This window comes from Natrinema ejinorense, assembly GCF_002494345.1.
Lineage (GTDB): Archaea > Halobacteriota > Halobacteria > Halobacteriales > Natrialbaceae > Natrinema > Natrinema longum.
Genome location: NZ_NXNI01000002.1, coordinates 175187 through 198491, shown reverse-complemented (window position 1 = coordinate 198491; position 23305 = coordinate 175187). Strand labels below are relative to the sequence as shown.

Here is a 23305-nt window from a genome sequence, read left to right as displayed (position 1 = left end):
AGAGGCCGTCCTACTGGACCGTCCCCGCGGAAGGATACGAGGTGCCTCTGGAAGTCGACGGTCGGGTCGCTGTCCTCGAGGTGGACGGACGCGATCTCGTCCGCGACCGTGGCGGTGATTCAGCAACGGGTGGTGCGTCGATCCAGTCACTGTGCTCGTCGGTCGATGGCCGCCGCGTCGCTACATCTCGATCAGCACTTTGCCGTCGACGCGCTCCGCGGCCCGCCGGATCGCTTCGTCGGCCGCCGAGAGATCGAACGTCGACGTGATCATCGACCGGTTGTCGAGGCGTCCAGCAGCCATCAGCCTGATCACTCGCGGGAAGACCTGCTGGCCGGTATGGCCCTCCGCGCCGTAAAGTTGCGCGCCGTTGCCCTGGTACCGCCGCAGCGCGATGTCGGGATCGGCACCGGCGTTGCTGATGTGGACCACGTTCGCACCCTCCGCCAACGTCTCCTCGATTGCGGGATACGTCTGGCCGACCGCGCCGGCGGTCTCGACGTGAACGTCGGCACCCTCCCCGTCCGTGATCGAGTCGATCGTCTCGACCGGGTCGCGCTCGATCGGACTGTACACGTGTTCGAACCCGAGTTCGCGTGCGATTGCACGGCGCTCGTCGGACGGCTCGAACGCGATCACGTTGCCCGCGCCGGCGGCCCGGGAGACGTTCATTCCGGTCAGACCGATCGGTCCGGCGCCGTGATACACGTGATGGTCGCCGGGCAAGATTCCGTCAGCGCGAACGAACAGGCCGTGGTACGTGATGGTGCTTGGCTCGATCGTCGCGGCGGCTCGAAGCGCCTCGTCGTCCGTCTCGTATGCCTCCCGAAGCGGTGAGACGTCCCAGCACAGTTTCTCGGGAACGGCGACGTACTCAGCGAACGCGCCGGGGATCGTGAAACCGAGCTGTTCGAAGTTCTCGCAGTGACCCTGGAACCCCTGCCGGCACATGTGACAGCGGCCACAGTAGTCCGTGACCTCCGCAGTGACCAGATCGCCCGCCTCGAACAGCTGGGCATCGGTACCCGTTCCGACGACCTCACCCACGAACTCGTGTCCCGTCACGTTCGGCAGCCCGAGATACGCCGAATAGTGCACGTAGCCGTCTTCGTCCGTCTCGACCATGGAAACGTCGCTCCCGCAAACGCCCGCATAGCGCACACGGACGAGTACTTCGTCGTCGTCGGGCGTCGGCCGTTCCCGTTCGGTGACCCGTAGTTCGGGGTTTCGCCACACTCGTGAGGCGTTCATCGCCTTCTTCGATTCACGTTCGTCGTCCGACACGTCGTACTCCGGCCGAGGGTCCCACTCAGCGTCTACTACGAGTGATCGCATACCATGGGGTTTACTGGTATCCGATATAACGATATCGGAGCACGTCCACACGGATACGGCCGAAAAGCGCGTTGCAAGCGGGAACGACCGACTCGTTGCCCCCGTCGACGCGATACCGCGGTCAGTCGTCCGTCTCGAGGTCAGCGAGGTCCCACTCGCCGGTGATGATCGCACCGGAGTCGGGGTTGTCCGGCTCGACGACCGCCTCGACGAGCGCGGGCCCGTCGTACTCGATGGCCTCCTCGAGCGTCGCGGTGAGGTTTTCGGGTTTGACCACGCGGTCGGTAAAGCCGATGCTAAACGCCTCGGCCATCTTCACGAAGTCGACATCGTTCTCCCTGTCGAACTCCGTGTCGAGGACGCGATCCCAGCCGTACTTGTCGACCTGTAAATTGCGGATCGACTTCCAGCCGTTGTTGTTGACCACGAGCCAGGTGACATCGATGTCGTGTTCGACCGCACAGGCGACCTCCTGATTGCACATCAGGAAGCTGCCGTCGCCCTCGATGTCGACGACCGGCCGGTCGGGTTCGGCGAGTTTCGCGCCGATCGCGGCGGACACGCCAAAGCCCATCGTCGAGAACCCGCCACAGGAGATGTTCGTCTGCGGATCGTAGACGGGGAACTCGGGGTTCGTTATCTCCTGGGGCTGCCCGGCGCTCGAGACGATCATCCCCTCGCGGGGCAGCGCCTCGCGGAGACTCGCGAGCGCGCGGGAAATGCTCATCGGGACGTCGTCGGTGTGACGCTGTTCGACCTGTTCCTGCCAGTCGGCCCACAGCCGCTGGATCTCGTCGTAGTAATCGTTCCCGTCGATCGGTACTTCGTCGACGCGGTCGGTAACCGCGTCGTGGAGTTGATCGGTGACGACCTTGGCGTCCCCGAGAATGCCGACCTCGACGGGGTAGTTCTTGCCGATCTCCGTGTTGTCGATGTCGACGTGGATCAGCTTGCTCGGCGGGATCTCGAAGCTGACGCCCTGTTCGAACGAGGAGGTATGCAGGTCGGAGAACCGACAGCCGATCGCGAGCACGACGTCCGCGTTGCTCGCGAGTTCGTTCCCGGCCGACGATCCGATCCAGCCTGCGTACCCGACGAAGAGTTCGTGATCCTCCGGAATGATCCCCTTGGCCTGAAAGGTCGGAATGACGGGTGCCTTCAGATGTTCGGCCAGCGCCTGGACTTCGTCCCAGGCCTCGCCGAGCATACAGCCACCGCCGGGGACGATCACGGGCCGATCGGCGTCGGCGAGCAGGTCCGCGGCTTCGGAGACCGATTCGGGGTCGCCGCCCGGTCGACTGTGCGTTCGCGTCTCCTCGGGGTCGGGGATCTCGACGTCCGCAGCGGCCCCCTGGACGTCCATCGGAACGTCGACGTGGACGGGACCGGGGCGGCCCGTCACGGCGATCTGAAACGCGCGCCGGAGGATCCGCGGGAGGCGTTCGACGTCTCGAACGACGAAGCTGCGCTTCGTCACGGGCTCCATCACGCTCGGGAAGTCGCCCGGTTTCTGCCGGTCGAGTTCCTGCAGGATACCCTCTCCGTACTCGTGGGTCTGGGGCGCGCCGGTGAAGATGACCATCGGAATCGAGTCGACGTACGCCGTCGCCGCGCCCGTCACGGTGTTCGTCGCACCCGGCCCGATCGACGTGAAGACCGCGAGCGGGTCGCCCGAGGCGCGGGCGTAGCCGTCCGCGAGGTGAGTCGCACCCTGTTCGTGTCGTGGCTGAATGACCTCGACGTCGGAGTCGTTGAACGCGTCGAGGAGGTTCGTGCTCCCGTGCCCGGGAATGCCGACCAGATACTCTACGCCCTCTTTTTCCAGGTACTTGGCGATGATCTCGCCACCAGTAAGCGTGGGCATACTCAATGGATTACCACGGTGTGCCATAAATATTCGCCCTCGCATGTCGGTCTGATGGGGCGCTGACAGACCGACATCACGGAGCGGTCGTGGTCCCTCGCGTGGAGCAGGACGCTCGTGGCTACTCCAGGGATCGAGACTGGCCGGTACTCGGACGGACTCCCGTCAGTCAATGCCGGCCCGGTCGGACGCGGGTCGGGGCTGGACCGGGGTACAGTGACGGCAGCCCGTATTACAGCGACGGAATGACCTCGTCGTTCATCACCTCGAACAGGCGGTCGGGTTCCGGGCTGGTGTTGCCGACCGCGATCCGATCGAATCCCATCTCGGCGTACTCCTCGAGTTGGGCCGCGATCATCGAGGGATCGTCGGCGATCAGGAACTTCTGTTCGATCTCTTCGCGAGTTGCCTTCTCCCCTTCCGCCTCGATATCCCTCGGGTTTGCCATTGCCCGGTCGAAGACGTTCTGGGTCGTCGCCCACCACGGTCGGGTGGCCTCGAGAGCGCGTTCGTAGTCGGGGTGATACGACGCGGTCACGAGGAGCGTCGTTTCGATCGCGTCCGGATCGTTCCCTTCCTCCTCGGCGTACCGGCGGATCGCGGGGTAGAGGCGGTCGGTGTACTCCTCGCCTTTCTTGACGGTGATGAACCCGTCGGCGTACCGTGCCGCGAGTCGAGCAGTACTCGGCCCGTTGGCCGCGATGTGGAGCTCCGGGGACTCCTCGGACATCGTGTACAACCGTGCCTCGTCGAGGTCGAACCGCTCACCGTCGTAGTCGACGAACCCGTCCTCGTCGATCCGCTCCCGAACGGCGTCGCTGACCCACTCCTCGTCACCCCAGAGCGCGCGGATGATCTCGATGGCCTCCTCGAGTCGATCGCGACGCTCCGGATACTCGGGCCAGTCGAACCCGAGTGGCGTCTCGTTCATCGCTTCGCCGGTGGAGAGACCGAGCAACACCCGGTCGTCGTGGAGGTGCTGAAGCGTGGCGAACGCCTGTGCGATCATGCCGGGATGGTAGTGTCCCGTCGCGGGCGTGACGCACGTGCCGATCGGACCGTCGATTCGCTCCGTCGCGGCTCCGAGCCAGGACCACGCGAACGCCGATTCCGCGTCCGTGTGGAACCACGGGTGGAAGTGATCCGACGTCCAGACGGTGTCGTACCCCCCGTCCGCGGCGTGTTCCCCGTACTCCAACAGCGTCGACGGGTCGTACTGCTCCTGGTGAGCCATGTAGTCGATTTCTACCATCGTCGAGTGGTGCTATGAAGGACCGCGCATTAGGTTTTGTGCTCGGTCGCCGACGGGACAGGTAGCCACCGGAAAAGCAGCCGCGAATCGCCGCTCGGAGTGCAGTGATCGCGTCAGGACCGCGTCTTTCGGTGTTCCTCGACGGCATCCCAGTCGAGTTCGATCCCCAGCCCCGGCCCGTCGGGGACCGTGAGCCGGCCGTTCTGGATGAGGGGCTCGTCTCGCGCGACGAGATCCTCCCACCATGGCACCTCGCGAGCGTGGTACTCGAGGGCGACGAAGTTCGGGACCGTCGCGCCGACGTGGGCGGTCGCGACGGTCGCGACCGGGCTCCCGATGTTGTGGGGAATGAGCGCCTGATAGTACGCCTCGGCCATGTCCGCGATTTTCTTCGTCTCGGCGATCCCGCCTGTCTTCGGGACGTCGGGTGCGAGGAAGTCGACCGCTTGCTCCTCGATCAGGTCGCGGAAGCCGTGGCGACCGTAGCGGTTTTCGCCGGTCAGCAGCGTCACGTCCGTCGACCGTTTCAGTTCCCGCATCGCGTCCGTGTTCTCGGGCGGGAGCGGATCCTCGACCCAGGCGAGGTCGTAGGGCTCGATGGCACGACAGAGCCGCTCGGCGGTTTCGGGACTGAAGTTCCAGTGAAGATCGACCGCGACCTCGGCGTCGTCGCCGACCTCCTCGGTGACGGCCTCGACGATGGATCGCTTGTGCTCGATCTCCGGCGGGTCGAAGTGCCTCGAGAGCGTGTCGATGTCCCGGCCGGAGGGGACGTCGAGATCGAATTTGACGGCGTCGAAGCCGTCGTCGACGGCCAACCGCGCGGCCTGTGCGTACGCCTCGGGTTCGTAGGTCGCCTCTTCCTGTCCCTCTTCGGCCGAGGAGACCATCGCTTCCCCGGCGTGACAGTCGGCGTAGACCCGGACTTCCTCGCGGGTTTTCCCACCGAGCAGCTGGTAGATCGGCTGATCGAGGAGCTTCCCGGCAGCGTCCCAGAGCGCGATCTCGACGCCGCTGATGGCGATCGTCCCGACGCCCCACTGCGAGCCACGGCCCGAGAGGCTCCCGCGCATGAGGTTGTAGAGCCGTTCGACGTCGAGCGGGTTCTCGCCGACGAGCACGGGGCGGAGGTAGTCCGTGACGATCTCGTGGACGCCGGGTGAGGGGTAGGCCTCGCCGATCCCCGTCACGCCCTGATCGGTCTCGAGGGTGACGATCGTCCACGGGAAGTTGCCGTCGATGACGAACGAATCGATGTCGGTTATTTCGGCCGTCGGGCCGTCTCGTGCGGGCGTCTCGTCGAAGTCGGTCCACATCGTTGCTGCGAGCGTGGAAGCGAAGTCCTCGTACATGATCTGTTTCAAATGTCAGTGTGTTCGATCGCGCAGTCGTCCGTCCGTCTCAGTTCGAACGGTTCGATTCCTGGAATCGCGGACCGCGGCCGCGATACCCCGGCCGTACGTCCGGACCGACGCGCCAACGGGCATCGTGTCGGCCTCACTCCGTGTGGCCGGTATGGAGCAGTGCAACTCGCGCCGAACCGTTACAGGGCTGTGACGCGGTGCCGGGACGCTCGAGTCACAGCCGCCGAGTGCGAGTCGCATTATCAATGGGATTGCGGAGACGCGTGTTATAGTTTCCGGTAACTGAGAAACGGTCCGCATCGGGCCAGCGGGTCCGAGACGGAGCGATCGACTGGGCCATAGATCGAGCATCGGGCTCCGTTCGCGGTATTCGAAAGGGGATGACTCCCGCAGCGGCGATGAGAGCGGTCACCGAACGCGGGAGTCCGTGCGCGGTACGTCCCGACGAACCGGGCGGGTTCCGCCGCGGGCAGTTTCTGCGTGTCGGGACCCTCGAGGCGTTAGCTATACCAGCGTTCGATCTGGACGGTCTTCTCGGTGTAGAAGCCGACCGCGTCCTCGCCCTGGGCGTGGAGGTCGCCGAAGAACGACGCCTTCCGGCCGCCGAAGTGGAAAAAGCCCATCGGCGCACAGACGCCGACGTTGATGCCGATGTTCCCCGCGTCGACTTCGTACTTGTACTGGCGGGCCTCCCCTCCGGCTTCGGTGTAGATCGACGACGCGTTGCCGTACTTCGTCGAGTTCACCATCTCGATCGCCTCGTCGAGGTCGTCGGCCGACGCGAGACACAACACCGGGCCGAAGATCTCCTCCTGGGCGATCTCCATGTCGGTCGTCACACCGTCGAGGATCGTCGGACCCAGGAAGTGACCGTTCAGGTCCTCGTCGGGGTGTTCGAACTCCCGGCCGTCGAGCACGAGTTCGGCCCCCTCCTCGAGGGCGTTGTCGATCAACTCGAGGACGCGCTCGCGCGAGTCGGCCGTAATCAGGGGGCCGACATCGGTCTCCTCGTCGATCCCGGCGCCGACGGTCAGGTCCTCGGCGGCGTCGATCAGCCGTTCGCGAAGCTCTTCGGTGACGTCGCCGACGCCGACGACGACGTCGTTGGCCAGACAGCGCTGGCCGGCGTTGCCGTAGACCGAGTCGATGACGTTTGGCACCGACTCCTCGAGGGCAGCGTGTTCGGTGACGACGGCGTAGTTCTTGGCACCGCCCTGGGCCTGGACGCGTTTGCCGTGCCGGGCGGCCGTCTCGTAGACGTGCTTGGCGACGGGGGAACTGCCGACGAAGGAGACGCCGGCGACGTCGTCGTGTTCGAGCAGCGTGTTGACGGTCTCGACGCCGCCGTTGACCAGGTTGACGACGCCGTCGGGGAAGTCGACGGCGTCGATCGCCTCGAAGATGAGTTGCGAGCTCAGCGGAACCTTCTCGCTGGGTTTGAGAACGAACGTGTTCCCGGTCGCGACGGCGTAGGGAAGGAACCACAGCGGGATCATCGCGGGGAAGTTGAACGGAGTAATGGCCGCGAAGACCCCCAGGGGCTGGCGGACGGCGTACTCGTCCATCCCCGAGGCGATGTCTTCGACGTTGCCGCTGCCCTCGCGCAGCATGTTGGGCATCCCGCAGGCGACGTCGACGTTCTCGATGCCGCGGTGGACCTCCCCGCGTGCCTCCGCGAGGGTCTTCCCGTGTTCGTGGGAGAGCGCGGTCGCGATCTCGTCGACCCGCGCCTCGAGTTCGGTTTTCAGCTCGAAGAGGTACTGGACGCGGTCGACGACGGGGGTCCGTCGCCAGTCCTCGAACGCCTCGTCGGCGGTCCGAACGGCCTCGTCGACGGTCTCGGCCGTCGAAAACTCGACCGTTGCGAGTTCGTCCCCGGTCGCGGGATCGACGACCGGTTGAGAGTCACCGCCCGACGGCGTGGTCCACTGGCCGCCGACGTAGTTGTCGACATGGTCACGGATCGCTGGTGACGCAACGTGCTCCTGTTGCTCGGACATACGAGTTATTCGTCGAGGCAGGCGCACAAATACGTTACGTTCGTTCCGACGCGGCTGACGCCATCGGGCTGCGAGCGCCGTGTTCGATCCGCTCCGGAACGCCACCGCCCGGCCGTGTGATCCGGCGACAGGGGCGTCCCGTTCCGTTTGACCGTTTCAAACCGAATGTCCGTCTGCGAGTCATGACCGGAGAAACGCATGGCCCGCAATTCGGCGTATATCGGTTCGACTGGCCGTTCGTGATCGACGAAGCGATACCCGAGGTCGTTCTCCCGCAACTCGCGCCCGAGCAGCGATTCCGGGAGCACGTCTCGAGACGGGTGGCCTACCCGCACGTCGAACGCTGTTCTCCGTGCATGCCGTCGATGGGAGTCGAACAGCATCGTTGGAACGGACGACTAATGCGGTGACGACGAGAAACCACGCTCGAAGGCCCGGCACAACCCCCACGAACGCGACAGCACGCGATTGCAGGAATCACGGCCGGGGTCGGTCGATCGACGAAACGAGTCGCCGCCGTCCGACGACGCGACTCGAGACCGAACGCGTCGTCGAGAACGAGTACCGGTTCGGTCCCCACGAGATCGAACCCGGACCGAGAAGCGTCCCCAGACGGCCGTCGTGGCCGACGAACTACCCATCGGAGCAGTTCGGATCGCGTCGGCCGGGAGCGAAAGGGCGTTCCGGCTTCTTCTCATCGACTGTTCTCATCGACATGTGTTCTTCGCGCGTGCGCGCTACGGGAACAAATCGACGTGCAGTCAGCCGAGTTTTACCCTCGTTTGTGACTCTCAAACGGGGTAGTAGGGCACTCGAAATCGCCCAGTGAGGAACCGACGCTGTTCCCGGATATTCCGACCGTAGAGGCGTCTTACGGGCCATTTAGCTCGTCGGGTTCCGTGGATCGACTCCGTATCAGCGACCGCTGGCACCCATCAATTTACATTGGTATGCATGTAACTAGTTCGTCGAACGCGCGCGGCGGATCGCATTCGGCGAAACGCGTCGCCTCGCTTCCGACGGAAGCCGTTTGCATCTCTCAAACGCACCTCGTCGGTCTCGGCCGAAAGGAGCCAGTAAACCGAATCCGTCTCAGCGGCCGAGTCGGTACTCGATCGGGGCGCTCCCGTCCGGCGGTGACGGGGGAGACGTAGAAACTTATTTTGAGGTGGATCACCGAGGGGCACGGACAGTATGACCCGAGGCTCTGGAGACGCGACCGTCGGCGTTACCGCAGGGAGCGCGTTCGACCTCAGCGTCGAACGAGAGGTGTTCAGGGGAACCGACGTGACCCTCCGACCGGTCGACATCGAAACGACCGAGGACCTGATCGCGGAACTGGCCGACGTCGACGCCGTCCTCGACAGACTGCTCGCAGCGCCGTACACGGCCGACGTGATCGACGCGCTCGAGCAGTGTGCGGTCGTCGCTCGCTGTGGTATCGGCGTCGACGGAATCGATACCGATCGCGCCGCCGAGCGGGGGATGTACGTCGTCAACGTGCCGGAATACTGCCAGGACGAGGTCTCCGAGCACACGATGTTGCTGTTGCTCTCCCTCGAGCGGACCCTCACGGCGTACGATACCGCCATGAAAGACGGGGTGTGGGCGCAGGACGTTACGACGCCGCGGATTCACCGACTCCGTGGACAGACGTTGGGACTCGTCGGATTCGGAACGATCGCACGACTCGTGGCGGAGAAAGCCGCCGCGTTCGGAATGGACGTCGTCGCGTCCGATCCGTACGTCGATGCGGAACGGATGGAGCAGGCGAACGTCGAGAAAGCAGCCCTCGAGGAGGTACTGGACGTCGCGGACGCCGTCTCGTTACACACACCACTCGTCGAGGAGACGCGAGGGATGATGGACACCGCCGCGTTCGAACGAATGAAAGAAACGGCGGTTCTCATCAACGTCGCTCGTGGCGGTCTCGTCGTCGAGAGCGACCTCGTGACTGCCCTTCGGGAAGGGGAGATCGCCGGTGCCGGGCTCGACGTGTTCGACGAGGAACCGTCGAGCCAGGGCGGGGACTTCCCACCGTTTACGAGTCCGCTCCGCGAGTTCGACAACGTGGTTCTCACGCCCCACGTCGCGTGGTTTTCACAGGAGGCGAACGACGAACGGCGACGAAAAGCGGCCCGCGACGTTCGCCGCGTTCTGAACGGCGAACCGCCCCTGAGTGCCGTCGCCGAGCCACACCAACGCACGGACTGAGCGATCGTATTCGACGGCTGATAGCCCCTTTGCATACAATTAAGCGGTAACAGAAGCATCCATCCAGCATGGGACACGTTCTGGCAGCCGAGATCGAACGATTCGTCCGGACGACGGCACCCGATGAAGACGCGGTACTCGAGGAGATGGCCACTTACGCCCGTCGGCGACAGTTCCCCGCCGTCGGACCCGATGTCGGAGGCGCGCTGCGGCTCATCGCTCGACTGATCGACGCGCGACGAATCTTCGAGTTCGGGTCCGGATACGGCTACTCGGCGTACTGGTTCGCGGGCGCGTTGCCCGCCGACGGAGAGATCGTGCTGACCGAAGTGAACGAGAACGACCTCGAGGACGCCCGGACGTTCATGGCTCGCGGTGGCTTCGACGACGTGGCCCGCTACGAACTCGGGGATGCCCTCGAGACGATCGATCGCTACGACGGACCGTTCGACGCGGTGTTGCTCGACCACCAGAACGACCGGTACCTGGAGGCGTTCGAGGCGGTTCGGAACGACCTGTCGCCCGGCGGCGTACTGATCGCGGACAACGTCATCGGCGCCGACGAGGTCGATCTCGAGTCGTTGCTCGCGCTCGTCCGCGACGAGAACCCCGGCGACGTCGACCGGGACACCAACGGTATCGGCGAGTATCTCCGCGCAGTCCGGAGGGCGCCGGACTTCGAGACCGTCGTCCTCCCGCTAGGGGAGGGGATTTCGGTGAGCGTGCGACTCGAGTGAATCCGGGAACGGACCGACGCCCGGACCGGGCCGGAGCCCGATGCGTCGGTCGTCTCGAACACCGGAGTCCGTGAAAACGTGTCGCTCGAAAAGGGGCGACCGCGCCGGTCACCCAGGGTCGGGACTGGTTGCGGGGAGTGCCCGGCAGCGACGTCGGTACCGAACGACTGGCTCGACCGCGGTGGTGCCATCGTCTATGGCACCGTTACCCACGTTCCGGATCGGTCGCTCTCCACGATCGCGTCGACGACTTCCTGGACGGCATACGCGTCGGCGAAGTCGGGAGCATAGGACGACCCCTCGTCGATCGCGGAGAGGAATTCGTAGTTTTCGTGGACGAACGTGTGTTCCCAGCCGATACCGTGCCCCGCGGGCCACCACGCGTCCATGTACGGATCGCTGGACTCGGTCGCGCTTATCCGCTGGAAGCCACGGTCGTGTTCGCGTTGCAGTTCGAATTCGTTGAACCGTTCGACGTCGTATCGGACCGCCCCCTTCGAGCCGATGAGTTCGATCGCGTTCGTATTCTTGTGTCCCGTCGCCATCCGAGACCCCTCGAGAACGCCCTGCGCACCGTTCGCGAACTCCAACAGTGCGCCATAACTGTCGTCGGTGGTAACCGGCGACCGATCGCCGGTTTCCGGAACCGGTCGCTCGTCGGCGAACCGCGTGAGCGTCCCCGCGACCCTGTCGATATCGCCGACGAGCCACCGTGCGAGGTCCAGCGTGTGTGCCCCGACGTCACCGACGGTACCGTATCCCGCGACGTCGGCGTCGTTGCGCCAGATCCACGGGTCCTCGGGATCCGCCTGAAAGTCTTGCAGATACTGTCCGCGGAAGTGACGGATATCGCCGATAACGCCATCGGCCACGAGGTTGCGAATCGCCACCAACGCCGGAACGTACCGATAATTGAACGCACAGCCGGCCACCGCGTCCGTCGTCTCGGCGGCCGCCACCATTCGGTCGGCCCCCTCGAGCGTCGCGGCGAGGGGTTTCTCGCAGAGAACGTGCGTATCGGTCTCGAGTGCTTCGATCGAGGGCTCCGGGTGGAGGGTGTTCGGCGTCAGATTGTAGACCACGTCGGCGTCGGCGACCGCCTCGCGCCAGTCGGTCGTCGTTCGGTCGAACCCGTACCGATCAGCCGCGGCTTCCAGCGCCGGTTCGTCGCGACCCGCGATGATGTGCCTGTTCGAGGCCGGCGCATCCGGAAAGAACATCGGGAGTCTCGCGAGCGCGTTCGCGTGTGCGGTTCCCATCAGGCCGTAGCCAATGAACCCGATGTCGTAGGTCATCGGCGGGCGGGATCTCGCGAATCGCTCTCGCTGCCGCGCGATCGATGCGGGTGAAGGGATGAGACGGTGTGGCTCGAATCTACTGCCATGTCCGCTCAGGGATTTCTGGAGAGCCGTCAAAAAGGTACCTGATCGATGACCCCGTCTTCCGGGGTCGCCGGGCCGTCCCAAAAACTATTTCTCAGTGTGGTGCGAGGTGGGGAAACATGGGTACCGGGTATGTCGCGATCATGTACGGTGCGGAATCGATCGAAGAAGCGTTCGGCGATATCGCCGCCTGCCAGTACGACGGCGTCGAGCTCAAGATCGACAAGATCCGCGCGAACGGAGCTGAAACCGTCGGTCAGTGGCTCGAGGAGTACGATCTGGAGCTCTATCTCGCGATGAGCGAGTGGATCGAAAGCGAGGAGGCGGTCCAGCGGACGGTCGACAACATCCCGATGGTGGCCGATCTCGGCGCCGAGTTCGTCGGGCTGTTGCCGCCACAGCGGGGCCGACACGACAGCGACACCGTCGAACGATGGCTGTCACGGATCAGTGACGCGGCCGTCGAGGCCGGGGTGCGGCCACTCGTCCACCACCACGGCGCGACGGCCGTCGAGCAGCCCGACGAGATGCGCCACTACCTCGACGCCGTCGATGGGCTGGAGCTCCTGTTCGACACCGCTCACTACTATCCCTACGGCAGTAACTACCCCGAGGGGGACGTGACGGACGGGATCGACCGGTTCGCCGACGACATCGCCTACGTCCACCTCAAAGACGTCGATCCGGTCAAGGAATTCGCAGCGAACCGCGATGCGCTCACGAACGCCGATTTCCACCTGGACAACGTCATCAACTACTTCCGGTCGTTCTGCGACCTCGGAGCGGGAATCCTCGATTTCGATGCCGTCTTCGAAACGCTCTCGGCTGCGGGATACGAGGGGCACTACACCGTCGAAATCGAGAATCAAACGGAGCGACCGCTCGTCCACGCCAAGCAGAACTACGACTACTGGTCGACCGTTCGGAACTCGTAACCGCGATCGCATTTTCGAGGAAGAGAGTCGCCCGAGGAAGGCTCCGTCTTCGCGACGCCGACTGCGCTCCGACGGAGTGGCTCCGAAGAGCGCCTCGAGGACCGCTCCGTCGCCGGAGACGGAGGGATCGGTTCACCGGAAGTTATAACAGAGACCCCGAAAACAGTTCCACTATGCAAGTTGGAGTCGTCGGCTGTGGACTAGTCGCGCAGGTCATGCACATCCCCTACCTGGCGGAGATTCCCGAGACGGAGCTCTGTGCGTTCGTCGATGCGGCCGAAGACAGAGCACAAACGCTCGCCGACAGGTACAACGTATCGAACGTGTACACGGACCACGAGGCGCTCCTCGAGGACCTTGGAGACGACCTCGACGCGGTCGTCGTTCTCACACCGTCGCACACGCACGCCGACATCGCGGTCGACGCGCTCGAAGCTGACATCGACACGCTTGTCGAGAAACCACTCGCGGCGTCCCTCGAGGACGCAGAGCGGATGGTCGAAGCCGACGACGCGTCCGACGCGACGGCGATGGTCGCCTACATGAAACGGTACGACCCGTCGTACGAACGGGCGCAGTCGGCCATCGACGGCCTGGAAGAGATCGACCTCGTCACCGCCTACGACGTCGATCCCGATCACTACCGGATCGTCAACGAGGTGTACGACCTGGTCGACGGGAATCCGCCCGAGGACCTGATCTCGGAGAGCATCGCGGAGCGCCAGGCCGCGATCGAATCGGCCATCGGCACGGACGACGAGTGGCTGGCCGACGCGTACGACTTTCAGCTCGAACACGTCTGTCACGACATCAACGCGCTGCGCGGGCTGTTCGGCGACGTCGAAACGATCGATCACGTGGACATCTTCGCCGACGGGCGGTACGCGACGGCACACCTCACCTACGAGGACGACGTCCGCTGCGTGCTAGAGACCGGCGACTCGGACCGCAAGTGGTTCGAGGAGTACATCCGCGTCGACGGCCCGGACGGGGAAGTGACGCTGGACTTCTCGAACCCGTTCATCAAGAACACGCCGACCGAGCTTCGAGTCAAGCAGGGAATCGAGGAGCTCTCGGAAACGGTCCACACGCCCTCCTACGAGGAGAGTTTCAAACGCGAACTCGAATACTTCGTTGGCTGCGTCGAAGCCGATGCCGAGGTCAGGACGACGTTCGCCGAGGCGCGCGACGACCTCCAGGTGATCGTCGATATCTTCCGAACGTATCGCGGAGAGACGCCGCGATAACGACCCCCGTTCGGACCGTCCGTTCTGCAGTAATCGAGGGTCGCAACGTCCGGAGCACGTGGGGAGTCGTTCGCGTCTCCGTTACCGGGAGCGAAGCGAGAACTCCTGTCTCGAGTGGGACGCTTTCGGTTCAGTGAACGCGTCCACCACCGTGGGCGGCGGGCATCGCTCCCGCGGCCGTATTAGAGATCGACGTCGACCGGGTCGTCCGTCCGCGCCGACTCGTAGGCCGCTTCCGTGACTGCCGTGGCGCGAAGCGCGTCCCGCGGCGTCGCCGGCACCGGTTCGTCGCCCTCGATCGCAGCTACGAAGGCGTCGAGTTTCGACCGCGGGTTCTCGTACGCGGAGTCGCGTTCGCCGATGTAGGGCTCGGATTCGGAACCGTCCTCGTCGATTTCGGTGATCGAGCGACGCCCCCACTCGCGGCCCTCGATTCGGATGCCGCCCCGTTCGTCCCAGCCCTGTAATCGTTCGGCAACCCGTGGCGTGTCGGCGTGAAACGACAAATGCGCCGTCTGCCCGCCCTCGAACTCGATGGTTACGGTGGCGCGGCTGTCGACTCCCTCACGCTCGAAGTCCATCTCCGCCCGAACGGTCGCCGGCGTTAATCCGGTCGTCCACAACACGGCGTCGACCACGTGATTCCCGGTATCGTAAATGAACCCGCCGCCGCTGAGCGACGGTTCCATCCGCCACGTGCCGACGTTCGGGTCGACCCATCCCTCGACGATCTCCGCGCTGATGAACGAAGGGGCCGAACCATCGGGTTCCCATCGCCGTTTGGCGTAGCGGTACTCGGGTTCGACGTGGCGCTGATAGCCGACCATCACCACCTGTTCCGTGTCGTCAGCCCGGTGAACGAGGTCCCGCGCCTCCTCGAGGTCGGTCACCAGCGGCTTTTCACAGAGGACGTGACAGTCCCGATCGAGGGTGGCGAGGAGTTGCTCGTAGTGGAGCGTATGGGGGGTGGCGATGACGAGCGCATCGAGGGCCTCTTCCGCGAGGAGTTCCGCGAGCGTCTCGTACCTCGCGTCCGCGGGAACGTCGAGGGTCTCGCCCGCTTTCCGCCTGCTCTCGTCGCTGACGTCGCTCAGCGCGACGAGCGCCGCGTCGGGCTGGCGTCTGATCTGCGTGCCGAGCATCGTTCCGAGCCCGCCAGTACCGAGGACTGCCATCTGATAGCACATGAGAGAACGGTTCCGATGCACACGAATAAGCGTACCGCTGGACGCGGTCGGGAACGCGGACGGGATTACTCGAGGGGTTCGAGCGGGTCAGTGACGTGTTCGGTTTCGGTACGTGACGGCGGCGTATCGGCGGGCTGGGCCCATTCGACCGCATTGTGAAGGATCCGGCGGACCTCGGGTTGATGGTACACCGGGAACGTCTCGTGACCGGGACGGAAGTAGAAGATCTTCCCGTTCCCGCGGCGGTAACAACAGCCGCTTCGAAACACTTCTCCCCCTTCGAACCAGCTGATCGTCACGAGCGTGTCCGGCGCGGGCACGTCGAAGCGCTCGCCGTACATCTCGGCCTCCGGAATCTCGACGGACTCGTCGATGCCGTCGACCACGGGATGGGACGGCTCGACGACCCAGACCCGTTCTTTCTCGCCGGTCTCCCGCCACCGAAGCGTTCCGCTCGTCCCCATGAGCGCCGCGAACGGTTTCGACTCGTGGCTGGAGTGAAGCGGCACGAATCCCATCCCGTCGAGTACCCGTCGTTTGATGCGCCCGACGACATCGTCCGCGACCTCGTCGTGGTGGAGATGGCCCCACCAGACCAGCACCTCCGTCTCGTCGAGGACGGCTTCGGTCAGCCCGTGCTCCGGGTCGTCGAGCGTCGCGGTCCGAACGGTGTGGCCGTACGCCGAGAGGGCGTCGGCGAGCGCGTGATGAATGCCGTCGGGATAGACGTCCTTTGCGGGGCCGTCTTCTCGCTCGTGTCGATACTCGTTCCAAATGGTAACGGACACCATACGCGAACGGATGAAACGGGGAATCAAAAACCTACGTATCGATCCGGCTCGTTCGAGACCTCACGGTCGGGGGAAACCATATATACGGCCCGGGGAAACTACCGAGCGTACATGGAGGCTGTCGCACTCTTTCCGGACGGGCCGGAGCTACGCGTCATCGAGACGGACACACCGTCACCCGACGACGGTGAAGCACTGATTCGAACGCTCGCGGTCGGGATCGACGGCTCGGACAGACGGATCGCCGCCGGCGAAATCGGTGGCGACGTTCCCGAAGGCGACGATCACCTCATCATCGGGCACGAAGCGGTCGGCGTCGTCGAAGACGCGAACGGAACCGAACTGACGGACGGCGAAATCGTCACCCCGCTGGTTCGCCGTCCGGTCGACGAGGGGTCCCGGTTCGCTCGGAACGGTGAACTCGACATGGCACCCCCGGGAACGTTCCACGAGCGCGGAATCATGGGGATGCACGGGTACATGGCGGAGTACTTCACGAGCGAACCGGAGTACCTCGTCTCCGTTCCCGAGTCCCGCGCTGCGTACGGGTTTTTCGTCGAACCGACGAGTATCCTCGAGAAGTCCCTCGACCAGACGTTTACCGCACGGTCGGCGTTCGACTGGCGACCCGAGAGCGCGTTCGTGTTCGGGAACGGGAACCTGGGACTGCTCGCACTCGCCCGCCTCGAGACGGGCGAAGAGTTCGCTCGGACGTACTGTCTCGGACGGCGTGACCGGCCGGACCGAACGATCGACTTCATCGAAACGGTCGGCGGCACGTACGTCGATTCCCGCGAGGTCTCCGTCGCCGACTTCACGGCGGAACACGCGCCGGCCGATTACGTCTTCGAGACGACGGGGTACCCGAAACACGCCGTCGACGCGGTCCACGCACTGGCCCCGAACGGCGTCGCGACCGTGCAAGGGATCCCCGGGGGGTCGGCCTCGTTCGACATCGACTGCGGTGAGTTACACTCCGAACTCGTTGTCAGCAACAAGGCGCTGCTCGGCGTCGTCAACTCTCGCAAACCGCACTTCGAGGCGGCGGCGGAGTGGCTCGCCGAGGTCCCCGAATCCGTACTCGATTCGCTCGTCACCGGACGGTACGGGCTCGACGGGCTCGAGGAGGCGTTCGCCGACTCCCCCGAGACGCTGAAGTCGGTCGTCGCGTTCGATCGGGAGGTGAACTGAGGGTGAGAGCGCGCCGTTCGGGCCGGTTTTCCGTCGTGTATCCCGTGACGGCCGACGGGATCCTCGGCCCGCGACGGCAGCGGTGCAATGAGGAATAAGTATTTATGTCTGTTTCACAAATCGTCTGGCACGCTCGAAAGACCACGCGAAAGGAGTCACCGGTGGCTGCAGTAGATTTGCCCTCGAGTAGGCTCCCGGAAGCGACGGAGACCGAGAACTATGACAATGCTCAAGCAAAAATTCGACACTGCGACGGATGTCGTCGGGGCATGGCTCTCTATTGGCCACCCGACTGTCGCCGAGGTAACGGCTGCCCAGGACTTCGACTTCGTGCTTATCGACACCGAACACACCCCGTTAGGGCTACAGACCGTCGAGAACATGTCCCGCAGCGTCGACGCTGCCGACGGAGACACGGAGACGATCGTTCGCGTTCCATCGAACGACCCCGTTCGGATCAAACGAGTGCTCGACATCGGCGTCGCCGGCGTGATGGTCCCGATGGTCGAATCGGCGGCCGAGGCCGAACGGGTCGTCGATGCCGTCAACTATCCACCGAACGGCATCCGCGGTGTCGCCTCCGGCCGTGCGGCGGAGTACGGAGACGATTTTCAAGAATACGTCACCGAAGCGAACGGTTCGATTCTCACGATCGTCCAGATCGAAACCCAGAGCGGCCTGGACAACGCCGCCGAGATCGCCGCCGTCGAGGGAATCGACGCCGTGTTCGTCGGCCCGGCCGACCTTTCGGCGAATCTCGGGATCTTCGGCCAGTGGGAGAACGACCGACTCACGGCAGCCATCGAAACGGTTCTCGACGCCGGAGCGGAAACGAACACCCCGGTCGGGACGCTGGTCGTCGACCCCGCGGACATCGAACTCCGCGTCGACCAGGGCTTCGATTACCTCATCGTCGGGAAGGATACGTCGCACCTCTCGTCGGCCAACGAAGCGATTCGACAGCGCTACGAGACGGCCGTTTCGCGACAGGCAGGTACTTCTTCGACGGAAGACTGACAGCCGGCTTCCGGGCGGTCGGACGGAGATCGATACTCGAAACGAGACTCGCGCCGTCGATGAGGACCGTCACCCGATTACCGTTCGTTCACGGTTTGACCGGTATTTTGATGTGTTCCGTTTCGGGATCGATCAATTCCTCGTAGCCGTCCTCGACGATATCCTCGAGCGGAATCCGATCGGTGACGAAGGCCTCGGTATCGATCGTGCCGTCGGCGAGCGACTGGATGATCGCGTCGAATTCGCTTCGGAACGACCGCGGTGGGAAGCCATAACAGAACGTTCCCCTGACTTCGCGCTCGTTCAACACGATATCGTCCAAGTCCGTGGTGATCTCGTCGTCGCTGAGGCTACCGACGGTGATGGTCCCGCCGCGGCGCGTGCTCCGGACCGCCGCATTGAACGCCGGTCCGATTCCGGCGAATTCGAAGGCGGCGTTCACTCCTCCGTCGGTCGCCTTCCTGATAGTCTCGGCAGCGTCTTCCGCGAACGGATCGATCGCGGCATCGGCGCCGAGCCGCCGTGCGACCTCACATCGGTTGTCGTTTGGCTCGGAGACGAAGATTCGTTTCGCCCCCGCAGCGTCGGCGGCGTCCAGCGCCATGAGGCCGATCGGCCCACAGCCGAAGATCGCCACCGTGTCGCCCGCCTGCATACCCGAACGGCGGACGGCGTGAAGACCGACCGCCAGGGGTTCGACGAGCGCGCCCTCCCAGCGTTCGACACCGTCAGGCAGACCGTGAACCTGTTGTGCCGGAACCACGGCGCTCTCGGCGAATCCACCGGCCCCGGTCTCGAGCCCGATCGCGACGGTATGAGTACAGTGATTGTACTCCCCGTCTGTACAGTACACGCAGTCGTAACACGGGATGTTCGGGTGTACTGCAACCGGATCGCCGGCCTCGAGCCGACGCACGTCGTCACCCACCTCGCTGACGACGCCACTGAACTCGTGACCGATAACGATCGGACGACTCGCTCCCGTCGTCGGGTGCTCCCCGTCAGGAACGAAGTCCGGATTCTCGTACTCGAGGAGATCGGACCAGAATCGGAAGAAACGAGCGGGTCGTCATTCCATCGGGTGAGAGCGCATCTACGACGGATGCTGACCGGCCAAGATGGTCATCGGACGGAGCCGATCGCCACCCGTTCGTCGAATTCGTCGTCCCGGGCCGGAAGTCGACCACGGGCCAGGGGGAGGATCGTCGAAGAACGGTCAACCGGCACCTCGAGCGGCCGCTGTCGCCATCTCGAGACGAGCGGCCACCGCCAGCTATGATCGTGTATCGGCATTTCTCGGCTCGTTTCGGAGTTCGAAGGTGGAATATTACGATTCTAACGGAATATATCAATCGGGTTTAGAACTATTATAATGCATATGTCTTGTTGTACTTCCCAAATGATTTATTAGGGTGGATCATACACGGTAGTAGTATGGCGCACAATGACAAGCCATACGGGACTGTAGAGGGCCGTCCGGATGGAACTACGGGGTCAGCAACCCGCCGGAGATTCCTCGCGGGCGCGGGATCTGCGGCGACTGCAACGGCGTTGGCCGGTTGTTTGGGTGGCAGCGGTGACGGCAACGAAAACGAGATCTCCGTCGCGTTCGTCTCCGGGGAGGGGGAGTTGTTCGAGAGCCTGGTAGACGAGTACATCGAAGACGACACCGGGATCACGGTCAACGTGGAACTGTTCCCGTACGCGAACTTGTTCGAGAGAACGCAGAGCGTCCTCTCGACGCAAGGGAACGAGTACGACATTCTGTGTGTGGACGATCCGTGGTTCCCGCAGTTCGCCCCGGACCTCGATCCGATCGAACAGTGGCTTCCGGAGGGCACGCCGGACGATCAGCTCCTCGACACCGTCAAAGACATCGCCACGTGGCCGACGCCGGGGGCCCCGGACATCCCATCGGCGGAAGGCCTCGAACAGCAGCGCCGGGGGCAGGTCATCGTGGGGAACGCACAGTTGTTCGCCTACAACGAGGCGCATTTCGAGGAGGTCGGCGCCGATGCACCCGAAACCTGGGGAGACGTCTACGAAGCCGGTCAGCAAATAAGCGATCAAATCGACGGGACGGACGGGTTCATCATCCGTGGCAAACGAGGGAACCCCGTGATGGCGAATTTCTTCGCACTCGGGAACGCCATCGGCGGACAGATGTTCGACGACGACTGGGGATACAACTGGGCCGGCGAGGACGGTACCAGTGCAGTGGATTTCTACATCAACGATCTGAAATCCATCAGCCCGGACGGCGTCACCACCTTCGACAGCGACGCGGTTCTCAACTCGCTGTCGGACGGCTCCGTGGCACAGGGGCCCGCGTGGCCCGCGGCAGCGTCGAATCTGCTGGGCGAAGACTCCGCGGAGGCGGACAACCTCGCGTTCACCCCGATTCCGAAGGGGCATATCGGCGCCCAACAGAGCGCGCCCACACAGGGCAACTGGATCATGGGTATCAACAGCTACATCAGCGACGCGAAAAAGGAGTCGGCCGGAGAGGTCATCCAGTCGGCCATCTCGAAGGAAGCACAGGACAGCTACGTCGAGCTCGGCGGCGTCCCGTTCCGCCACGACACGTTCGAGGACAACATGGACGCACAGCCGTGGTTCTCCGCGCTGTACGAGAGTCTCCAGACGGCGCAGTGGCGACCCCGAACGCCGCTGTGGTCGGAAATTCAGGTCGAACACGGGACGCTCCTCAACTCCGCCCTCGCCGGCGACATCTCCGCCGAGGAGTGTACGCAGCAGGCACAGGAAACCCTCGAGGAGATTCTCGACGGGTCCGGGTACTACGGATAACCGAACTGGGACTCAATGATCACAACTGACCCCACCGGAGACCATCGAAACCATGGCAACTGAAACAGGCGAGGAATTACCGGCTTCGGAGAGCGAGTTCTTCGGAGCGGAGGACTCGACCAAAGAGCGGGTGCTGCTGTGGATCGACGACCGCCTCCGATGGCTGATGGCGCTTCCGGCAGTACTGATTCTGTTCGCACTGACGTTCTACCCGTTACTGCGGGCGTTGCAGATGTCGACTCAGCGGTTCCTTGCCACCGGAACGGAGTTCGTCGGGTTCGAGAACTACGTCGATCTCGCGAGTAACGATGCGTTCCTCAACTCGTTGGCGGTGACGGCGAAGTTCGTGGTGATAGCGGTCGGCGTGGAGTTCTTCCTCGGGTTCGCTATCGCCCTGCTGTTGAATAAGAAACTCAAGCTCCGGGGGCTGTGGCAGACGCTGATCCTCATCCCGATGATCATCTCACCGACGGTCATCGGCCTCATCTGGCGGCTGATGTACGCGCCAAACGGGCTTCTCGATTACATGGCGACGCCATTTACCGGTGGAGCCAACGTCGGCTGGATAAGCGAAACCAGCGTCGCGCTGTACTCGGTCATCCTGACCGACATCTGGCAGTGGACACCGCTGGTCGTGTTGGTGTTGTTCGCCGGTCTCCAGTCGGTTCCCGACGACATCAGCGAAGCGGCCGTCATGGACGGTGCGTCCCGAACCCAGCGGTTCCTGCACATCACGCTCCCGTATCTCACGTCGCTGATCGTGCTCGTGTTGATCATCCGGGTGGTAGACGCCCTGCGCGTGTTCGCGAAGGTGTTCATCCTCACCCGTGGTGGCCCCTCGAGTGCGACCAACGTAGTCAGTATGGAGATGTACCGGACGGCGTTCCGATTCAACAACTTCGGCGAAGCAGCCGCGATGGCCGTGACGTTGCTCGTGTTAGTGATAGTGCTGGCAATGAGCTTCGTCAAAATCGCTAACGTGGAGTTCGGCTCATGACAGTCAAAGACGATACACCCGTGGAGGTGCCCTACGAGGAGCCTTCAGAGTTCGAACAGCTATACGAACGACTCACCGAGACGGGGATCACGAAGGGCATACTATACGGGGCGCTGGCCCTGTTTCTGGCCTGGACGCTGTTTCCCGTCTACTGGCTGGTAACGGCGACGCTGAAAACGCGAGAGACGCTGCTTACGTTCCCGCCGCAGTGGATTCCGCTCGACGCCGAGTTCGGAAACTTCGTGCAGTTGTTCACACAGCGCCCGGAGTTCGCACAGTTCATCTTCAACAGCGTCGTCGTGACGACGATCACGACGATCATCGCAACGTCCATCGGCGCGATGGCGGCGTACGCGTTCGTGACGTTCGATTACCCGTACAACCTGGACTTTCACCTGCCGTTCTACATTCTCTCGACGCGGTTCATGCCGCCGATCGTGACGATCATTCCGCTGTTCGTCATCTTCCGGAACTTCCAGCTCGTCAACACCCTTCCCGGACTCGTCCTCGTCTACTCCATGTTCAACATCCCCTTCGCCGTCTGGATGATGAAGGGGTTCTTCGAGGAGGTCCCCGACAGCCTCGTCGAATCGGCGATGATGGACGGACACACGCACCTGGGAGCCTTCTTCAAAATCGTGTTGCCGCTGGTGACGCCGGGGCTGATCGCGTCGGCTATCTTCACGACGATTATCACGTGGAACGAGTTACTGTTCGCGGTCATTCTCACGTTGAACGCGGACGCGATGACGGCGCCGGTCGGCCTGGCATCGTTCGTCACGAAGTACAACATCCAGTGGATCAACATGAGCGTCGGGGCGACCATCGTCCTCTTGCCCGTGTTGGTGTTCGCGTTCGTCGCGCGCCAGCAACTCGTCAGAGGATTCAGCATGGGGGCGGTCGGCAAATGACGCCGACATATCGCTCCCTCGAACCGCACGCCAAGCAACCCGCCAGCAGGAGTACGACTGCTACCAGGAGGAT

Annotated in this window: 18 protein-coding genes and 1 pseudogene; 9 read left to right on the top strand and 10 right to left on the bottom strand. The window is 63.7% G+C overall.

Annotation, left to right across the window (positions count from 1 at the left end; all coding sequences use genetic code 11):
- Positions 1–180 precede the first annotated feature (180 nt).
- The 5 genes from iolM to CP557_RS20390 all read right to left on the bottom strand — a co-directional run bounded on the left by iolM (position 181) and on the right by CP557_RS20390 (position 7815).
- The gene (gene iolM / locus CP557_RS20410) at positions 181–1335 is read right to left on the bottom strand and encodes a scyllo-inosose 3-dehydrogenase (RefSeq protein ID WP_097381861.1); all 1155 of its coding nucleotides are present in this window, start codon (positions 1333–1335) and stop codon (positions 181–183) included.
- Between the two features lie 121 nt (positions 1336–1456).
- Positions 1457–3199 carry a thiamine pyrophosphate-binding protein gene (locus CP557_RS20405; protein ID WP_097381860.1) on the bottom strand — a complete coding sequence of 581 codons (1743 nt, stop codon included), beginning with the start codon at positions 3197–3199 and terminating at the stop codon, positions 1457–1459.
- A 232-nt stretch (positions 3200–3431) separates the two neighbouring features.
- Entirely contained in the window at positions 3432–4451 is a 1020-nt protein-coding gene (locus tag CP557_RS20400; protein WP_097381859.1) for a TIGR03557 family F420-dependent LLM class oxidoreductase, read from the bottom strand.
- A 113-nt stretch (positions 4452–4564) separates the two neighbouring features.
- Positions 4565–5803, bottom strand: a complete 1239-nt coding sequence (locus tag CP557_RS20395; protein ID WP_097382063.1) for a mandelate racemase/muconate lactonizing enzyme family protein — start codon at positions 5801–5803, stop codon at positions 4565–4567.
- A gap of 512 nt (positions 5804–6315) precedes the next feature.
- Positions 6316–7815: a CoA-acylating methylmalonate-semialdehyde dehydrogenase gene (locus CP557_RS20390; protein WP_097381858.1), complete on the bottom strand. Its 1500-nt coding sequence runs from the start codon at positions 7813–7815 to the stop codon at positions 6316–6318.
- A 1194-nt stretch (positions 7816–9009) separates the two neighbouring features.
- Between CP557_RS20390 and CP557_RS20380 the strand changes: the two genes are divergently transcribed.
- On the top strand, positions 9010–10029 hold the full coding sequence (locus CP557_RS20380) for a C-terminal binding protein (protein WP_097381856.1): 1020 nt from the start codon (positions 9010–9012) through the stop codon (positions 10027–10029).
- Positions 10030–10097: 68 nt separating this feature from the next.
- Positions 10098–10766 carry an O-methyltransferase gene (locus tag CP557_RS20375; RefSeq protein ID WP_097381855.1) on the top strand — a complete coding sequence of 223 codons (669 nt, stop codon included), beginning with the start codon at positions 10098–10100 and terminating at the stop codon, positions 10764–10766.
- Between the two features lie 194 nt (positions 10767–10960).
- Here the strand turns inward: CP557_RS20375 and CP557_RS20370 are convergent, their stop codons facing one another.
- Positions 10961–12061 (bottom strand): Gfo/Idh/MocA family protein, encoded by a 1101-nt coding sequence (locus CP557_RS20370; RefSeq protein ID WP_097381854.1) that lies wholly within the window; start codon positions 12059–12061, stop codon positions 10961–10963.
- Positions 12062–12267: 206 nt separating this feature from the next.
- On the opposite strand from CP557_RS20370, the gene CP557_RS20365 reads away from it, so the two are divergent.
- Positions 12268–13083 (top strand): sugar phosphate isomerase/epimerase family protein, encoded by an 816-nt coding sequence (locus tag CP557_RS20365; protein WP_097381853.1) that lies wholly within the window; start codon positions 12268–12270, stop codon positions 13081–13083.
- 173 nt (positions 13084–13256) lie between these two features.
- Positions 13257–14330, top strand: coding sequence for a Gfo/Idh/MocA family oxidoreductase (locus CP557_RS20360; RefSeq protein WP_097381852.1), 1074 nt, complete (start codon positions 13257–13259; stop codon positions 14328–14330).
- A 182-nt stretch (positions 14331–14512) separates the two neighbouring features.
- Here CP557_RS20360 and CP557_RS20355 read toward each other — a convergent pair whose 3' ends face one another.
- A complete protein-coding gene (locus tag CP557_RS20355) occupies positions 14513–15517 on the bottom strand; it encodes a Gfo/Idh/MocA family protein (RefSeq protein WP_097381851.1) in 1005 nt (334 codons plus the stop codon).
- 65 nt (positions 15518–15582) lie between these two features.
- Positions 15583–16308: a ThuA domain-containing protein gene (locus CP557_RS20350; RefSeq protein WP_097381850.1), complete on the bottom strand. Its 726-nt coding sequence runs from the start codon at positions 16306–16308 to the stop codon at positions 15583–15585.
- 111 nt (positions 16309–16419) lie between these two features.
- On the opposite strand from CP557_RS20350, the gene CP557_RS20345 reads away from it, so the two are divergent.
- A complete protein-coding gene (locus tag CP557_RS20345) occupies positions 16420–17499 on the top strand; it encodes a glucose 1-dehydrogenase (protein ID WP_097381849.1) in 1080 nt (359 codons plus the stop codon).
- Between the two features lie 219 nt (positions 17500–17718).
- Positions 17719–18516, top strand: a complete 798-nt coding sequence (locus tag CP557_RS20340) for an HpcH/HpaI aldolase family protein (protein WP_097381848.1) — start codon at positions 17719–17721, stop codon at positions 18514–18516.
- 88 nt (positions 18517–18604) lie between these two features.
- Here the strand turns inward: CP557_RS20340 and CP557_RS23345 are convergent, their stop codons facing one another.
- Together CP557_RS23345 and CP557_RS23340 are read right to left on the bottom strand one after the other, a co-directional pair.
- Positions 18605–19279: a zinc-binding dehydrogenase gene (locus tag CP557_RS23345; protein WP_342746485.1), complete on the bottom strand. Its 675-nt coding sequence runs from the start codon at positions 19277–19279 to the stop codon at positions 18605–18607.
- Positions 19256–19501: pseudogene (locus CP557_RS23340) on the bottom strand (alcohol dehydrogenase catalytic domain-containing protein); the annotation flags it as partial. The pseudogene CP557_RS23340 and the gene CP557_RS23345, both read right to left, overlap by 24 nt.
- 449 nt (positions 19502–19950) lie before the next feature.
- Between CP557_RS23340 and CP557_RS20330 the strand changes: the two are divergent.
- From CP557_RS20330 to CP557_RS20320, 3 genes are read left to right on the top strand one after another with little or no spacing between them, the layout of a single operon-like run.
- Positions 19951–21324, top strand: a complete 1374-nt coding sequence (locus CP557_RS20330) for an extracellular solute-binding protein (protein WP_097381846.1) — start codon at positions 19951–19953, stop codon at positions 21322–21324.
- A gap of 52 nt (positions 21325–21376) precedes the next feature.
- A complete protein-coding gene (locus tag CP557_RS20325; protein ID WP_097381845.1) occupies positions 21377–22321 on the top strand; it encodes a carbohydrate ABC transporter permease in 945 nt (314 codons plus the stop codon).
- Positions 22318–23232, top strand: coding sequence for a carbohydrate ABC transporter permease (locus tag CP557_RS20320; protein ID WP_097381844.1), 915 nt, complete (start codon positions 22318–22320; stop codon positions 23230–23232). The genes CP557_RS20325 and CP557_RS20320 overlap by 4 nt, the downstream gene beginning before the upstream one ends.
- The last annotated feature ends 73 nt before the right edge of the window (positions 23233–23305 follow it).